Annotated in this window: 16 protein-coding genes; 13 read left to right on the plus strand and 3 right to left on the minus strand. The window is 38.3% G+C overall.

What is annotated here, in order from left to right; all coding sequences use genetic code 11:
- Window positions 1-39: 39 nt before the first annotated feature.
- Together J1G40_RS10115 and J1G40_RS10120 are read right to left on the minus strand one after the other, a co-directional pair.
- Window positions 40-609 carry a GNAT family N-acetyltransferase gene (locus tag J1G40_RS10115; protein WP_265242512.1) on the minus strand — a complete coding sequence of 190 codons (570 nt, stop codon included), beginning with the start codon at window positions 607-609 and terminating at the stop codon, window positions 40-42.
- On the minus strand, window positions 606-1,247 hold the full coding sequence (locus J1G40_RS10120) for an alpha/beta hydrolase (RefSeq protein ID WP_265242513.1): 642 nt from the start codon (window positions 1,245-1,247) through the stop codon (window positions 606-608). Before J1G40_RS10120 ends, J1G40_RS10115 begins: the two co-directional genes overlap by 4 nt.
- Window positions 1,248-1,313: 66 nt before the next feature.
- On the opposite strand from J1G40_RS10120, the gene J1G40_RS10125 reads away from it, so the two are divergent.
- The 10 genes from J1G40_RS10125 to J1G40_RS10170 all read left to right on the plus strand — a co-directional run bounded on the left by J1G40_RS10125 (window position 1,314) and on the right by J1G40_RS10170 (window position 11,792).
- On the plus strand, window positions 1,314-1,736 hold the full coding sequence (locus tag J1G40_RS10125; protein WP_265242514.1) for a PaaI family thioesterase: 423 nt from the start codon (window positions 1,314-1,316) through the stop codon (window positions 1,734-1,736).
- A 1-nt stretch (window position 1,737) separates the two neighbouring features.
- On the plus strand, window positions 1,738-2,796 hold the full coding sequence (locus tag J1G40_RS10130; protein WP_265242515.1) for a chorismate-binding protein: 1,059 nt from the start codon (window positions 1,738-1,740) through the stop codon (window positions 2,794-2,796).
- Window positions 2,797-2,835: 39 nt separating this feature from the next.
- Window positions 2,836-4,560, plus strand: coding sequence for a 2-succinyl-5-enolpyruvyl-6-hydroxy-3-cyclohexene-1-carboxylic-acid synthase (gene menD, locus J1G40_RS10135; RefSeq protein ID WP_265242516.1), 1,725 nt, complete (start codon window positions 2,836-2,838; stop codon window positions 4,558-4,560).
- Between the two features lie 36 nt (window positions 4,561-4,596).
- A complete protein-coding gene (locus J1G40_RS10140; protein ID WP_265242517.1) occupies window positions 4,597-4,941 on the plus strand; it encodes a DUF2853 family protein in 345 nt (114 codons plus the stop codon).
- A 167-nt stretch (window positions 4,942-5,108) separates the two neighbouring features.
- Window positions 5,109-5,939, plus strand: coding sequence for a S1 RNA-binding domain-containing protein (locus J1G40_RS10145; protein ID WP_265242518.1), 831 nt, complete (start codon window positions 5,109-5,111; stop codon window positions 5,937-5,939).
- Between the two features lie 113 nt (window positions 5,940-6,052).
- Window positions 6,053-6,649 (plus strand): SPOR domain-containing protein, encoded by a 597-nt coding sequence (locus tag J1G40_RS10150; RefSeq protein WP_265242519.1) that lies wholly within the window; start codon window positions 6,053-6,055, stop codon window positions 6,647-6,649.
- Window positions 6,650-6,651: 2 nt separating this feature from the next.
- Entirely contained in the window at window positions 6,652-7,560 is a 909-nt protein-coding gene (gene menA, locus J1G40_RS10155) for a 1,4-dihydroxy-2-naphthoate octaprenyltransferase (RefSeq protein ID WP_265242520.1), read from the plus strand.
- A 37-nt stretch (window positions 7,561-7,597) separates the two neighbouring features.
- Window positions 7,598-8,353: a LytR/AlgR family response regulator transcription factor gene (locus tag J1G40_RS10160; RefSeq protein WP_265242521.1), complete on the plus strand. Its 756-nt coding sequence runs from the start codon at window positions 7,598-7,600 to the stop codon at window positions 8,351-8,353.
- Window positions 8,354-9,125: 772 nt separating this feature from the next.
- Window positions 9,126-11,087, plus strand: coding sequence for a sensor histidine kinase (locus tag J1G40_RS10165; protein ID WP_265242522.1), 1,962 nt, complete (start codon window positions 9,126-9,128; stop codon window positions 11,085-11,087).
- A gap of 24 nt (window positions 11,088-11,111) precedes the next feature.
- Window positions 11,112-11,792, plus strand: coding sequence for a metal-dependent hydrolase (locus J1G40_RS10170; protein ID WP_265242523.1), 681 nt, complete (start codon window positions 11,112-11,114; stop codon window positions 11,790-11,792).
- On the opposite strand, the gene J1G40_RS10175 is transcribed toward J1G40_RS10170, so the two are convergent.
- Window positions 11,793-12,587 (minus strand): SDR family oxidoreductase, encoded by a 795-nt coding sequence (locus tag J1G40_RS10175; protein WP_265242524.1) that lies wholly within the window; start codon window positions 12,585-12,587, stop codon window positions 11,793-11,795.
- Between the two features lie 48 nt (window positions 12,588-12,635).
- Here J1G40_RS10175 and J1G40_RS10180 point away from each other — a divergent pair, with 48 nt between their 5' ends.
- Genes J1G40_RS10180 through J1G40_RS10190 form a run of 3 tightly spaced genes read left to right on the plus strand, consistent with a single transcriptional unit; the run spans window position 12,636 to window position 15,695 of the window.
- Entirely contained in the window at window positions 12,636-13,688 is a 1,053-nt protein-coding gene (locus tag J1G40_RS10180) for an o-succinylbenzoate synthase (protein WP_265242525.1), read from the plus strand.
- Window positions 13,679-14,641, plus strand: a complete 963-nt coding sequence (locus tag J1G40_RS10185; RefSeq protein ID WP_265242526.1) for a CPBP family intramembrane glutamic endopeptidase — start codon at window positions 13,679-13,681, stop codon at window positions 14,639-14,641. Before J1G40_RS10180 ends, J1G40_RS10185 begins: the two co-directional genes overlap by 10 nt.
- Window positions 14,622-15,695, plus strand: coding sequence for an AMP-binding protein (locus J1G40_RS10190; RefSeq protein ID WP_265242527.1), 1,074 nt, complete (start codon window positions 14,622-14,624; stop codon window positions 15,693-15,695). The genes J1G40_RS10185 and J1G40_RS10190 overlap by 20 nt, the downstream gene beginning before the upstream one ends.
- The last annotated feature ends 69 nt before the right edge of the window (window positions 15,696-15,764 follow it).

Genomic DNA, 15,764 nt, shown 5'->3' on the forward strand with positions numbered 1-15,764 from the left:
TATAACCTGGGAGCGTGCCGGAATAGCATCCCAATAATTTCAGAGCCTGTTTGCCGCTCTGTCTATCCATTCCTGTTTTAATATACCATAGCAACAAGTATTTCTTTTATATCCATCCAATAGGTAAACGTTGGCCCTTAAAACACCTTCTAATATTGCCCCAAGTTTTTCTACAGCTTTCCTGGAACGAATATTACGTTCGTCTATTCTGAATTCTACTTTTTCAAAACCCATAGGGCCAAATGCATGGTTGAGCATCAGCAACTTTATCTGATCGTTCAGACCACTCCCTTGGAAAGCCCTGCCGATCCAGGTAGCTCCAATATGTAATACTTTGTTTCCCCAATCAATGTGCATATACCTGGTGCTCCCTGCAAACTTCTGATTTTTCTTATCGTAAATAATAAAGGGGATGGCTTGTTTGTTTTTGTGCTGTTCTAAGGCCTTTTCAACATAATTAGCCAGACCCTCTCTGGTCTCAATATCTGCTGGAGAATATTGTACCAGCTTTTCTTCGGCTGCTATTGCATAGAGATGATGAAAATTGTCAAGTGATAATGGCTTTAAAAGCGCAAAATCGTTTTCAAGCACAAAGGACGCTTCACTCATACCAATTCATTGATTAATGCTTTTTTTATTTCATGTTTCCCGGTAAAAGTAATCAGTTCGGCATTTTTAGGAAAGAGTGTTTCAATTTTTTGTTTTTCCATTTGCATACGATCAGGCGTTAAATATTCATCAGCATCACCTACTATTACTTTTATTTTTACTGACGGGGGCAGGAATTCAAAATCTTCATATTCCAGTTCAGCCGGGATACCTCCGGCATAAAGAACCATTTGCTGGCATCTTATCTTGCGTTTTGCCACCCAGCGCATCGCAACAGACACGCCTTGTGAGTATCCCAGGATAATCAGCTTGCAATCATCAGGGATGGTTTCATTGGTATAAAGAGTATCGAGATAATTGAGCACATTCTCCAGGGCTGAAGCTGTATCATCTTTGGTGAGCCAGCTTGCTCCTACATGCCTGTATTCATTATTCAGATAGTATTTTGAAGGGGCCTGAGGCGCAATAATGTAATTTTCCTCTGCAGGTAGTTCATCAAAATATTTCAGAAAATACCGGCTTAAATATCCAATACCATGAAAAACGATCCAGACATTTTTAGTTTTATCAGATAATTCATTTAGTGTAGAGTAGCTGTTATTGCTTGTGTAGCTAATAAGATTTTCCTTGGTATTCATAAATCAAATATAATGTAATGGCAGAAGTTTTACCCGTTTGTGTAATTTTGCCCAAAACTTAGCTAAATGAACCAATACAAGGAAAAGATACTTAAAGTTTGTAATGATATCAGAAAGAACACCCTCTTGGAAACTTTGGAAATGGAATTCACAGATGTAGGAGAGAATTTTTTGGTGGCAAGGATGCCCGTTAATTCTAAGGTGCATCAACCAGACGGGGTCTTACATGGAGGAGCAACAGTAGCTTTGGCAGAAAGTGTAGGTAGTGCAGCATCTTATGTGTTTTTGGATGGGCAAAAATTTTATGTTCGTGGTATAGAAATTTCTGCAAATCATGTTAGGAGTATCAAGGAAGGTGATGTTTTTGCCAAGGCCATTATTCTTCATAAAGGAAAAACTACCCAACTTTGGGAAATAAAGATAACGGATGAAGAAGGCCAGCTTATTTCCCTTTGCAAACTAACTACAATTGCGCTACCAAGAGAATAAAATGTTTCTAGATCTCCTTAAGAAGGCTGAGGCCCATTACCAGAAATGCCTCCCTTTTGTTCTTTATAGAAAGCCCGAAGAAACGAAAGTGCTGGGAATATTTCAGAACAATAATCAGTTACACACAACTGCGAAATACGAGGATTCAGGATTTGTATTTGCACCTTTTGATAGTCATGGGACAACTGTGCTAATACCGCCAGACGAGCAGATCATAGCAGAGTATATTACTCCCCGGGAAAAGACAAAATCATTTAAATGGGATGGCTCAAATGCATCAGAAAAAAGTAAACACCTCGAACGTATTTCAGAGGCCCTAAAACAAATAAACACCGGAAGAATTAAGAAAGTAGTGCTTTCCCGGAAAGTTGAGGTAGCTGTTTCAGCAGACCCATTGGCTATATTTCAGGAGATCCTCAGTCTATACCCCAGGGCTTTTTGTTACCTCTGGTTCCATCCGGCCGTTGGAGTTTGGTCTGGAGCCAGCCCGGAAACCTTTTTAAATATTTCCAATGGAAGGTTAACTACTATGTCTCTTGCAGGTACAAAGCGGGTAAATGAAAATGATTTACCTGAATGGGGGAGTAAGGAGATAGAAGAGCAGGGCATGGTTACCTCATATATACTAAATGTTCTTGGTACTTTAATCAGCGGTATAAAAGCGTCCAATGTTGTTTCGGTAAAGGCGGGTAATCTTTGGCACCTAAAATCAATAATCTCTGGAAATATGAAGAATATTTCCTTAGAAGCCGTTATAGAAGCACTTCATCCTACCCCAGCGGTTTGCGGTCTTCCCTTACTGGAAGCTCAGAGGTTTGTTAGTGAGCACGAATCATATGACAGGGAGTACTATAGTGGATTTTTAGGGGAACTAAATATGGGAGGCAATATGAGTACTCAATTATTTGTTAACCTCCGTTGTTTGAAAGTTCAGGACGAGTTGGTCAATTTGTATATTGGCGGTGGCATCACCAAAGATTCTATACCGGAAAATGAGTGGCTGGAAACCCATGACAAAATGGAGATTATGGGACGGGCATTATTTAATTCCCAGGATTGATTGGTAGGCTAGGGCTTCCGTTGTATTTTTGTAACACCTATGAAGTATTCCAGTATCCCCTCTGCGCAAACTGTAGTTTATCATTGCAAATCCAGAGGTATTAAAGACGTTGTAATTTCCCCTGGTTCAAGGAATGCACCATTGACCATTGGTTTTGCGGAAGACGACTTTTTCAGCTGCTATAGCATTGTAGATGAAAGATGCGCAGCTTTTTTTGCTCTTGGAATTTCCCAGCAGATCAGACGTCCCGTTATCCTCGTTTGTACATCAGGAAGCGCATTACTAAATTATTATCCGGCGATTTCAGAAGCGTATTACAGCGATATTCCCCTGGTGGTAATTTCGGCAGACAGACCACAGTATAAAATTGATATTGGAGATGGGCAAACTATAAGGCAGGAAAATGTCTTTAAGAATCATATAGGGTATTCTGCTAACCTTAAACTGGATCCTGAATTTAATTTAGAAATTGGTAAAGAAAAGTCTCTAAGTAAACAAGAAGTTCAGGATTTCAATGATGATGAATTAAATAAAGCTTTGCTCATTGCAACATCGCATCGAACTCCTGTGCATATTAATGTGCCCTTTGAAGAGCCCTTATATGAAACTTTAAAAATTCCTACGGTAGTTCCCAGCTTAGACAATCCAAATACATCAGAGGATTCCTCATCGGATGATATTCAGAAATTCATTGAAATCTGGAATAGAGCTGATAAAAAAATGATTCTGGTAGGAACACATTATCCGGAACAGATAGACACCCAAATATTAGAGAAATTAGCGAAAGATGATGCTGTCCTGGTATTTACAGAAACGACATCCAATCTGCATCACCCGACTTTCTTCCCAAGTATTGATAGCATTATCGCCCCAATAGAAAAGAAAGAGGATAGGGATGAGCATTTCAGGAAATTACAGCCCAGTGTTTTACTAACATTTGGAGGTATGATAGTATCTAAAAAAGTAAAGGCTTTTTTAAGAGCGTACCCACCTGAACATCACTGGCATGTAGACTCAAAAAAGGCGTTTAATACTTTCTTCAATCTTAGTCATCATTTTAAAAAAGATACGTCGCTCTTCTTTAAAGAACTATTAAAAAATCCCTCGGTCAGACAGAGTGATTATTATAATTATTGGGCCGGTATAAAAGACCATTATGTTGCAATGCGGAAGCGTTATTTAGATGAAATCCCGTTTACAGATATGTTGGCTTTTGCTACTATCATGAAACAGATTCCCCTGGGGTATCAATTGCAGTTGGCAAATAGTTCAACAGTAAGATATACCCAACTTTTTGATGTACACCCTTCATTAAGGGTCTTCAGCAACAGAGGAACCAGCGGGATAGATGGGAGTACTTCCACAGCGATTGGGGCGGCTCTTTACAATGAGAACCCTACGCTATTGCTCACGGGCGATCTGAGTTTTTTTTATGATAGTAATGGTTTCTGGAATGATTATATACGCCCGGATTTCAGAGTAATTGTAATCAATAATGGAGGAGGGGGTATTTTTAGAATATTACCGGGGAAAGGAGCCACTGCCCATTTTGAAAAGTATTTTGAAACGGTACACGATCTTAAGATAGAAAGACTCTGTGCATTTTATGATCTGGAATACAGCCTGGCTGATGATGTTGTAAATCTTAATAGTAGTCTGGCACAATTTTATGAACCATCTTCTCGTCCTAAACTGTTGGAAATAAGAACACCAAGGGTCAAAAATGATGAAATTTTGCTTAACTATTTTGATTTTATATCTTAGGGCGTAATTAACTATTTAACTAGTAACACTACCATTATGAGCAGTAAAAGAGATGATTTAATTGCGCTTTATGCCAAAGACATTAAAGCGAAATTTGGCGAGTCACCAGACATGGATTTACTTACCAAAGTAACCATCGGATTAGGGCCATCCATATACAATATGGATTCTTCAAAAGTATCGGGCTCAGACGATTCCGAATTACAGACAGTAAAGAATAATTTTCTGATCAAGAAATTAGGGCTTTCTGATGATCCCGGCCTCATGGAAGCTGTCAGAAGTGTCTTGAATACCTATGGCGTTTCTGAAAGAAATAAATATCGTGCCGTGGTATATTATATGTTGGCCAAACATTTTAATAAAGAGTCGGTTTACAATTAGACCAACAGGAAATTTAAATTACCCTGAAACTGAATCGTATTGGTTTCAGGGTTTTTTTATGCCTGCTGTCATTTATTACTGCTACTGGCCTGTTGACCTATCTTCACTGAAGTCATTTTAAGGGGTATTAAATTTACAATTGCCGCTATATGACGTACCTTTGATTCATGATAGAACTTGGCAATTATAACACCCTTAAAATTCTCAGGGGTACCAGCGTAGGATTGTTCCTTGGAGATGATGATGTGGATGATTTACTGCTCCCTAATAAGTACGCTCCAACAGATTTTGAGATAGGTGATGAAATCAGGGTATTTTGTTATCTGGATCATGAAGAAAGACCAATAGCAACTACTTTAGACCCTTTCATAAAAAGAGACGAATTTGGTTTTATCAGGGTTGCCGAGGTTAATGAATATGGCGCATTTATGGATTGGGGATTAGAAAAGCACCTTTTGGTCCCATTTCGTGAGCAGCGCATAAGAATGAATCCGGGAGAGTGGTACGTAGTTTATTGTTATCTGGATGAGAAATCGTTTCGGCTGGTTGCATCAGCAAGAGTAAATAGATTCCTAAGTAAAGATCATCCCAAGTATCGCGTTAATGATGAAGTGCAGTTGTTGGTATCCAGAAAGTCGGATTTGGGGTGGGATGTAATTGTAGACAATCAGTTCAAAGGGTTGGTTTTTAGCAATGAAGTTTTTCAGCAGATTAAAGTAGGCGACAGGCTAGCGGGATTTGTAAAGAACGTAAGACCCGATGGAAAGCTAGATATAACCTTGCAGCCTATTGGGCTGGTTAAACTAGATCCGGCAGCCACACAAATTTACGACAGACTATTGGAAGAAGGCGGGGTATTGAATATTCATGATAAATCATCTCCCCAGGATATTATGGCAATGTTTCAGATGAGTAAGAAGACCTTTAAACGAGCAATAGGTAGCCTGTACAAACAAAGAAGAATTGAAATAAAGGAAGATGGCATTTATAAAATCTAAGTTATTTAAAATCTACATCAAAAAACCATATTTTGGTTGCAAAACTTCATACCTTGCGGATTATAAGGATTTTAAGTACATTTATGCCATAAGACCCCTAAACCTAAAGACATATGCCATTTATTGAGGAAAGCGATTTACTTGAATTGCATAAAGATATCGATAAGGCTCAGATAATTAATGAGCGTTTATTAGATCAAATAAAATTTAAAAACAAGGAACTAAAGAGAAGTAAACTTCAGCGAAATATTCTTGCTGGTTTTACTACACTTTTCCTAATAGGGACCCTGGCATTATTTTCTTTTACGGCAGGGCTGAGCAGTTCCAAAAGTTTGGATAACCAGAATTTATTGGTTTCCATAGATAGTCTAGATGCGGTTAAGACGCGTATTAATAATCTTAGTCAGCAAAACGAAGAGTTGAGCCTTGTTAAGGAATTTTACCTTGCAAAGAACTTTTTGGAAAAGGAAAAAATTTACTCTGTTCAAATAAAATCCTTTGTCGATAATAACGTAACCCTTGCTTCAGAAGCTTTGACCAACACCATGTTCGTAAAGACTAATCCTTTTTATTCTTACTCATTAGGGAATTTTGGCACCCTCCAGGAGGCCCAAAAATTTAGAAAAGAATTGGTTGATATGGGATTCAGGGATGCATTTGTAGCTTCTTATAAGGATGGCAAGCGTCTGAAAATTGAAGATCCTTATTAATTTTGTCGAGTTTTAGAGCCTGGCTAAGTGCGGCCAGATTGCGCACACTTCCACTTTCAGTTTCAGGAATTCTTGTTGGTACGGCTCTTGCCAATTTTCATGGGTACCATAATACTACGGTACTTATTCTTGCTCTTTTAACTACAATAGGTTTCCAAATTACCTCCAACTTTGCCAATGACTATGGTGACGGGGTTAAAGGCACTGATAATGAAGACAGGATAGGTCCTGCCAGAGCCTTGCAGAGTGGCATTCTGGATAGAAGGCAACTTAAAAAAGGGATTATTTACTCTATTGTCATCAACCTGGTGCTGGTTATGGCTCTGCTTTACACAGCATTTGGAATAGAAAATCTAAACTATATTTTTGTGTTTATGGCCTTGGGAGCAGCCAGTTTATGGGCTGCAGTCCGATATACTGTTGGGGAAGGAGCTTATGGATATAAAGGCCTGGGAGATGTATTTGTATTTATTTTTTTTGGTCTTGTAGCGGTGCTGGGAACCCTGTTTCTCTTCACCAGTTTTTTGGAGTACAAAGCCGTATTTCCTGCCATTACTATTGGATTATTGAGTACAGCGGTTCTTAATCTGAATAACCTGCGCGATCTTGAATCTGATAAAAGAGCAAAAAAAAATACATTAATTGTAAAACTGGGACTAAAGAATGGGAAAGTGTACCATTACCTTCTTTTGATTATTTCATTTGTGAGTCTGTTTTACTTTGTTTTTACAGAATATAACTCGTGGAGCAATGCGATTTGTTTTTTGGCATATCTACCAATTTTACTGCATTTTAGAACGGTTTATTCCATTAAAGATCCGGTTTTGTTTGATCCGGAGCTTAAGAAACTTGCCTTGAGTACATTTTTGCTGGCCTTGCTCTTTTATATTGGTTATAATAATTTTTTGTAAATTTGAAGGGACAGAAACTCCTAAAACCACACCCGCTTTGGAACAACCTATCAGGATTCTTATAGTAGAAGATAATGTTATAATTGCTGATGACATGCAATCTATGCTTGAGGAAATTGGCTATGTAATTGTAGACAATGTCATTGTTTACGAACAAGCCGAAGAAGTATTAAAAAACAATGAGGTAGACCTGGTTCTAATAGACATAATTCTGGCTTCCGATAAAACGGGGATCGATTTAGGAAAACATATCAGAGAGAACTACAACATTCCTTTTATTTTCGTTACCTCCAATTCTGACAGAGCAACGGTAGAAAATGCCAAGACCGTGAAACCAAACGGGTATTTGGTTAAACCATTTGAACAGCAAGACTTATATACTTCCATAGAAATTGCACTTTCTAATTTTGATTTTTCTAAGAAGTCCGGTGGAGCAGCAGCGCCTGATATGGGAGAAGAAAAGATAGTCTCTAATTCGGTATTAAAGGATTCTATTTTTGTAAAGAAGCAACATCTGTATTATCGAATTCAGTTTGGAGATATTCAATTCATAAAAGCGGATAATGTATATCTGGAAGTTAACACGGTAGACAAAAAGTTCCTGGTCCGTTCCCCATTGAAAGACTACCTTGGGAAGCTTCCAAAAAATAAATTCTACCGCGCGCATAAGTCGTACATCGTTAATGTAGACCATATTGATGCCATAAACTCAAAGGATATAATGATTAACAATACCTTGATCCCAATATCCAAGGACTTTAAAGAGTTTATAATTTCTGCAATGAACTCCTAATTGCCATTATACTTTCTTTGACTTTCTACAACAAGCAAAGCAATACTACCTTGTAGGCTGTAAATATCTTGGGGTTTAATTGACCACAACTTTTAGCCCATACACAACATTTTATTGTTAGAACATTTATTGCAAACTACTTTAGCACTGTAGTTAAAGCGATTATAATTTTTCATTTTCATATAGTGTTCTCGTAAAAGAGTCCTGTCAAAAACGATAGGGCTCTTTTTAATTTATATCTGTCGTCAGAAGATCTTACCGAATTCAGGATAAAAGGGAAAAATGGCGATAATGAAAAATTCCATGAAAAGTCAAAATCATCGATGAAATGCACTTTATGTCTTATAAACTTGCTTTCACAACAGAAATTGGCACTTACACAACAATATTCACAAAACAACTATTCTACTCACTACTTTTGAAACAACCCAAATCTCATCATTTTTTTAGCGGTTAACCAGGAGTTAACAGGTAGTTTACGGCTGGCCATAATGCAGAATATTAATTATGACCCGCATTAAATCGACAGTTTTCAGAAAGAACACTAGAACGTCCGAAATTGTATGGTAATATTAACAATGCGGCGTAACCGTTGTACGGAAATTTGGTGGGAAAGATGCAAATTTAATCGTTCACCACATATTAATTTCTAATGACAACAATTGAGATAGCTCGCCGTTTTATTAGTGCATGTAAAACTGAGGCGACCTCCTGGATTTTATAAGGGAGAATCGTCGTTTGAAAATGATTAAATAGATTTTTTTGGCATGTTATGGCAAAGTCGCTTGGCAATTTTTTATTCTTAGTATTTCTTTTAAACGCAACAGTATCTTTCTCCCAAAGTCTTGAAAGTTCGGAGCAGAATCTGTTGAGGAGTTTTAAAGGAACCTACGGTTCTTCTGAAAAATTTCAGTTCTTCTTTACCACTGTAAACCGCTATAGCGAGAATTCTGCTTATGATTGGTTAGATGAGGTAAACAGATTACTGGTAAATGCGGAAAAGGAGGAAGAAGAGGCGGATATTCACAATTATAAACTCATGCAATCCCAGATATATTTTGATCTTGGGGATTATGATAAGAGTATAGCTATTGCCAGGGACTTGTATACCACCAAAAGTCTATTAGACCTTCCCACCAAAGAAATCTTATTAGATCTGATCGATAATAATTATGAACAACTCGAATTCTACGATAAACAGGTGGAGATCAGGCAGGAGAAACGAGATTTGGGGCTGACCGAGAAAATTACTTTCTATGATATTTATTCTAACCTGGGGTTACATAGAGACGCCATGAACGACTACATCATGGAAATGAAAAAGACCACCGATGACGGAGATCTTTTTGGCCTGGGAGTATATAATAATAACATTGGTAAGTTCCTTTTGTTAGATGGCTCTGCATCTGTGGCCCTGACAAGTTTTAATAAAGCTAAGGGCTATGTAGATATCTATTTAAATGATCTGACAAAAGTCAAAACTGAAAAAAATATAACAGATGCCAATCTGTTAAGAGGTATTATTCAAGGCAATATTGGTCAGGCCAATATTCAATTGCGTAAATACGAGGAAGCATTACCGTATTTGGAAAACGGGATCGCCATAATTCGCGAGAATAAAATAGGAATATATTCTATCGATGTTATAGAATTTACCCTGGCACTTTCAGAATCCCATTTAAAATTAGGGAATATTGAGAAGGCCAAGGAGTATTTGGATACCGACTTAAACCTGGTCAAAACAGACCATATCTACAAGAGAAACAGATTACTGTCTATGTATTACGACGGGATCCAGGATTATAAGAATGCCACCTTCTTTCTTCAAAAGAACATGCGTATTAATGATTCAATAGATAAAACAGATACTTCTTTAAAAAAACAACAGCTCGCAACAATTGTCGCACAATACGAGGTAGAAGATGTAAGACGATCTCTGGATAAAAAGAGAATGGAAATGGAAATAAAGGATATAGAAATGCAGGCTAAGGATGAGCGAATAAACCTGGTATTTATATCACTTATTTTTACCTTACTGGGTTTTGCAGGCCTTGTATATGCTTATTTAAAAAGTATTAAAAACCAACGTCTTATTGCGGAGCAGAAACACATTATTGAAAATTCTCTGGTAGAGAAAGATTCGCTGCTCAAGGAAATTCATCACAGAGTAAAGAATAACCTTCAAATGGTATCGAGCCTCCTTAGCCTGCAAACTAAGAATACACGCAGTAAGGCAGCCATAGAAGCCCTTGAAGAAGGAAAAACCAGGGTGAAGGCCATGGCACTGATTCATCAAAAACTATATCAGAACGACGACCTTTCTGTTATTGAAATGCAGGGGTATATAGAGAGTCTGATCAACAGTGTCCAATCCGTATTTAAGAAAGGCGGACATAATATTAATATCACCATCGATGCAGAAGGGGTAGAGTTAGATATAGACAGGGCCATCCCATTTGGTCTAATACTCAACGAATTGGTTTCTAATTCTTTTAAGTATGCATTTCCAGAAGAAAATGATGATGGTAAAATTTATATCCATTTAAGGAAGAATGGGGAACACGGTTTCTTTGAGTATACCGATAATGGTATTGGCCTCCCTGAAGATTCAGAAGAACGTGCAGGTTCTTCAATGGGAATACGTTTAATGAACCGTCTTGTGAATCAGCTCCAATCTACCCTCAATATTGATAAAACTTCTGAAGGAGTTCGTTTTTGGTTTAATTTTAAATAAATTAGAGCAACCAATAGTTGCTTTATGGAAATTAAATTTTTAGGCCACGCTTCTCTCCTTATTACCATTGGAGAATCCAGACTACTTGTAGATCCATTTATTAGCGGGAACGAAAAAGCTGCTAATATCATTGATGTTAATGCATTACATCCTGACTATATACTACTAACTCATGCACATCAGGATCATATTCTGGATGCCGAAAGTATTGCGAAAAGATCTGGAGCTACCATTGTTAGTAATTATGAAATCGCTACCCATTACCAGACTAAAGGTATTAATGTACATCCAATGAATCATGGTGGCAATTGGTCTTTTGATTTTGGTACACTTCGGTACACCAATGCCATTCATACTTCTTCCTTTCCAGATGGGTCTTATGGCGGACAACCGGGTGGATTTATAATAAGTACCGAAGAAAAACAGGTTTATATAGCAGGAGATACTGCGCTTACCATGGATATGAAACTGATTCCCATGACCTTTAAGTTAGATCTTGCCATTTTGCCAATAGGAGATAATTTTACAATGGGAATTGAGGATGCAGTGATTGCTTCCGATTTCATACAATGCGATAACATCCTGGGCTACCATTATGACACTTTCGGGTATATTGAGATAGATCATAAACTTGCCGTTAAGAGTTTTGAAAATGCAGGTAAGACGCTTCATCTTTTACCCATAGGAGCGTCATTGGTGGTATAGTTATACTACCTGACTTCTTAAAACTACTTTGTGAAGTAATTTGGGAAAAAAACGCTTTAGATACACCCCTTTAATTTCTTTTCTACCTATATAAGCCTCATATTTTTTTTTGGCTATTGCTTTGAGCATTTTTCTCGCAAAATCCTCAGGGGGTAAGCCATTAGCGGTACCCGGGTCGTTTACTTTCTTTAAACTTCCATCTCCAATAAAGGCATTTATTGCTACATTGGTCCGAACAAATCCCGGGCAGATAAGCGTAACATCTATCCCGTGTTTCTGGTGTTCCATCCTCATAACATCAAAAAAGCCATGCAAGGCGTGTTTTGCACCGCAATAGCCAGAACGCAAGGGAGAACCAAATTTTCCCATTAAACTGGTGACTACAACGTAATGGCCGCTCTTATTGGCTAAAAAATGAGGTAGTATGGCATTAGAGAGTGCAACCGTACCCAAGTAGTTGATGTCTACCAATTTCTTAAAAACTTCAAATTTTGTGTCAATGATGTAAGACCTCTGACTTATACCAGCATTATTTACCAGGATATCAATCCGCGAAAACAATTGAATCGCGCTCTCCACAATCTTTGGCATTTTGGAGTGTTCAGACAGATCCAGGGGCAGCACCCTTACATTTTCTGGAAACTGGCACTTGGATTTTACCTCTTCAAGAGCAGTGGCATTTCGGGAAGATATAATAATTCTACTTCCATATTTATTGAGTTCATAGGCAAGTGCTTCCCCTATGCCGGAAGATGCGCCGGTAACCCAAACTACTTTGTTCGCAAATTGTGTCATATGCATAATTTAAGAGGTAAAATATACTTAAATTTGATCGCAATCAGCATGAAAGCGTCGTATAGAAAATACATACTGGATTTTAAAGTTCCCGGGGGAACATCAAGAGGCATACTTACCCAAAAAGAGACATGGTTTTTAGTTCTGAAAGACAGATCAAAATCTGGTATAGGCGAATGTGCTATTTTCCGTGGTCTTAGCGCAGATGATTGCCCTGAATATGAAGACAAGCTTAAATGGGTTTGTGCAAATATTCAATTAGGACCGGCCAAATTATTGAGCGCCTTAACAGACTTTCCAAGTATCCAATTTGGTATTGAACAGGCCTTTTTGTCACTGCAGTCTGAAGATCCGTTTATTTTAATCGATTCAGATTTCACAAAGAAAAAAGCAGGAATAGAAATTAATGGCCTGATCTGGATGGGAACAGAGGCCTATATGCAGGAGCAGATTGGCAAAAAAATAGAACAGGGATTTAGTTGTCTTAAACTAAAGATCGGAGCGCTAGATTTTAGTCAGGAAATTAAATTGTTGGCCGCTATCAGGAAGCAGTACTCTTCTGATGAAATAACCATAAGAGTAGATGCCAATGGGGCGTTTAAGACGGATGAAGCGCTGGATAAACTGAAGATTTTGGCCCAATACGATTTACATTCCATAGAGCAGCCAATTAAAGCAGGAAACATAGATGACATGAAGGAGCTATGCGGGTTAACTCCACTCCCCATTGCCCTGGATGAAGAACTTATTGGTGTTTTTGATGTAACATCTAAAGAAAAAGTGTTACAAACCATAAGGCCACAGTACATAATTTTAAAACCTAGTCTGGTTGGCGGTTTTGCCGGCTGCAGGGATTGGATTAACTTGGCCGCTAAATTTGACATTGACTGGTGGGTAACCAGTGCTTTGGAAAGCAATATTGGACTTAATGCCATTGCACAATGGACATATTCTCTTGGAAATAAATTGCCACAGGGCCTAGGCACCGGTAGTTTGTTTGATAATAATTTTGAGAGTCCCTTAAATGTTGCTGACGGAACGCTATTTTACAATTCGGCTGCTAGCTGGCAAGATAATTTAATAGAACAACTATGTATATAGAACAAGGTTTTAAAGCGCTTCATGAAGGATGGAGGTATTTGGTAGGATTTTTATTCGTACTAATAGGATGGCAATTTATTGGGGCAATTCCTCTCCTGGCCATATTGGTAGCCAAGTCTGTTAAATCAGGGAGCATGCCGTCCGATTTAGGAGGGATGTCCGATCTTCTGGGGTCAAATTTATTTCTGTTTTTAATGTTGCTGACATTTGTTGTTGCCCTTTTTGTGTTGTTCTTAACGGTTAAATTTCTTCATAAACAAGACTGGAAAACTTTAACAACAGCCAGGAAGAAAACAGATTGGAAGAGAATATTTTTTGCTTTCGGATTATGGAGTGTTGTTTCTATTATTTTCATTGGCATAGATATAGCTTTGTCCCCCCAAAATTACGAGTGGAATTTTCAACTACTGCCTTTTCTGACCTTATTCGTTATCGCCGTTATATTCATCCCATTGCAAACAAGTTTTGAAGAGTATTTTATGCGTGGATACCTGATGCAGGGCATTGGAGTGGCAGTTGGGAATAGATGGGTGCCATTGCTGTTTACATCTTTCCTGTTTGGCATTCTTCATATACTAAATCCGGAAGTAGAGAAGTTGGGATATGGCATCATGGTCTTCTATATGGGAACCGGCCTTTTTCTTGGTATTCTAACTTTAATGGACAAAGGCCTGGAACTTGCTTTGGGCTTTCATGCTGCCAATAATTTAACCGCTGCGCTTTTGGTCACAGCAGATTGGACGGCTTTCCAGACCCATTCTGTATATAGAGACATATCGGAGCCCGCATTGGGGTGGGATGTTTTTCTTCCTGTATTGGTAATTTATCCTATTTTACTTTTAATCATGGCCAGGAAATATGGGTGGAGCAATTGGAAGGAAAGATTAACTGGCAAAGTCCTGAAAGTAGAAGCCATTGCAGAATCAGACTCAAATGAAAGACTCATCGAATAATATCCATCCTTCTTTCAGATTAAACGGAATCTCCTATTCTGCTGAAGAACTAAATGAGGTGGCGTACAGCCTTGTAAAGGAAGGACAGGATCATGAGATAGAGGTTGGAGATTTCCTATTAGACTGGCTTTCAGCTTCAGATACCTTGCAGGTTAGCACTTCCGGCTCTACAGGGCCACCCAAAGTAGTTCGTCTGCACAAAAAACATATGAAGAATTCGGCAATAGCAACAGGAGACTATCTGGGGCTAAAAGCCAATGATACGGCTTTATTGTGTTTGCCGATGAGCTATATTGCAGGGAAAATGATGATGGTCAGGGCCCTGGTCCTGGGTTTAGATCTGCATTATATTATCCCGTCATCCTCTCCTCTTAAAAACACCGCAAAACAGTTCAATTTTGCCGCTATGGTCCCTAACCAGCTCAAAAATGATATCGGTGAAATTGAGAGGGTCCAAAAACTAATTGTAGGGGGCGCAGCTATTTCTGAGACCTTAAAGAATTTGATAATTGATAAGGCCAATGACATCTATGAAACATTTGGGATGACAGAGACCATTTCGCATATTGCCATGAGAAAGCTCAGTGGGGGTCACAGTCAGAAGAACTTTAAAACCTTGAACCATATTGCGATCGCTACAGACCAACGTAAGTGTTTGCTGATAAAGGCTCCCCAAATTGGTGTTGAAGAATTAATTACCAATGATATGGTAACTATTGTTTCTGATGCAGAATTTAACTGGCTGGGCAGGATAGATAACGTTGTCAACTCCGGAGGGGTGAAATTGCATCCCGAAAAAATTGAAGCAAAGCTAGAGTCATTCTGCGCCGGAAGATTTTTTGTAGCCGGTGAACCAGATGAATCACTTGGGGAGAAGTTAGTATTGGTAGTAGAAGGCGATCCGGAACCTGAGCAACTGTTTGCTAAGATTAGATTGATTGAAGACCTGGAAAAGTTTGAGGTACCCAGATCTATTCATACGCTGCCCAATTTTGTAATGACCAGCAGTGGTAAAATTAACAGAAAAGAAACACTGAAACTTATATCAGCATAATCAGAATTACCGGGTCTTAATGATGCCAATATTTAATTTTAGTATATCTTTTGAGCATATACTCGTAAA

This window comes from Muriicola sp. Z0-33, from assembly GCF_026126425.1.
Classification (GTDB): domain Bacteria; phylum Bacteroidota; class Bacteroidia; order Flavobacteriales; family Flavobacteriaceae; genus JAFMPW01.

Excerpts from the sequence above, each read along its gene's own strand:
- J1G40_RS10115 (WP_265242512.1), bottom strand. The coding sequence starts at position 609 with ATGAGTGAAGCGTCCTTTGTGCTTGAAAACGATTTTGCGCTTTTAAAG.
- J1G40_RS10120 (WP_265242513.1), bottom strand. The coding sequence starts at position 1,247 with ATGAATACCAAGGAAAATCTTATTAGCTACACAAGCAATAACAGCTAC.
- J1G40_RS10125 (WP_265242514.1), top strand. The coding sequence starts at position 1,314 with ATGAACCAATACAAGGAAAAGATACTTAAAGTTTGTAATGATATCAGA.
- J1G40_RS10130 (WP_265242515.1), top strand. The coding sequence starts at position 1,738 with ATGTTTCTAGATCTCCTTAAGAAGGCTGAGGCCCATTACCAGAAATGC.
- menD (WP_265242516.1), top strand. The coding sequence starts at position 2,836 with ATGAAGTATTCCAGTATCCCCTCTGCGCAAACTGTAGTTTATCATTGC.
- J1G40_RS10140 (WP_265242517.1), top strand. The coding sequence starts at position 4,597 with ATGAGCAGTAAAAGAGATGATTTAATTGCGCTTTATGCCAAAGACATT.
- J1G40_RS10145 (WP_265242518.1), top strand. The coding sequence starts at position 5,109 with ATGATAGAACTTGGCAATTATAACACCCTTAAAATTCTCAGGGGTACC.
- J1G40_RS10150 (WP_265242519.1), top strand. The coding sequence starts at position 6,053 with ATGCCATTTATTGAGGAAAGCGATTTACTTGAATTGCATAAAGATATC.
- J1G40_RS10165 (WP_265242522.1), top strand. The coding sequence starts at position 9,126 with ATGGCAAAGTCGCTTGGCAATTTTTTATTCTTAGTATTTCTTTTAAAC.
- J1G40_RS10170 (WP_265242523.1), top strand. The coding sequence starts at position 11,112 with ATGGAAATTAAATTTTTAGGCCACGCTTCTCTCCTTATTACCATTGGA.
- J1G40_RS10175 (WP_265242524.1), bottom strand. The coding sequence starts at position 12,587 with ATGACACAATTTGCGAACAAAGTAGTTTGGGTTACCGGCGCATCTTCC.
- J1G40_RS10180 (WP_265242525.1), top strand. The coding sequence starts at position 12,636 with ATGAAAGCGTCGTATAGAAAATACATACTGGATTTTAAAGTTCCCGGG.
- J1G40_RS10185 (WP_265242526.1), top strand. The coding sequence starts at position 13,679 with ATGTATATAGAACAAGGTTTTAAAGCGCTTCATGAAGGATGGAGGTAT.
- J1G40_RS10190 (WP_265242527.1), top strand. The coding sequence starts at position 14,622 with ATGAAAGACTCATCGAATAATATCCATCCTTCTTTCAGATTAAACGGA.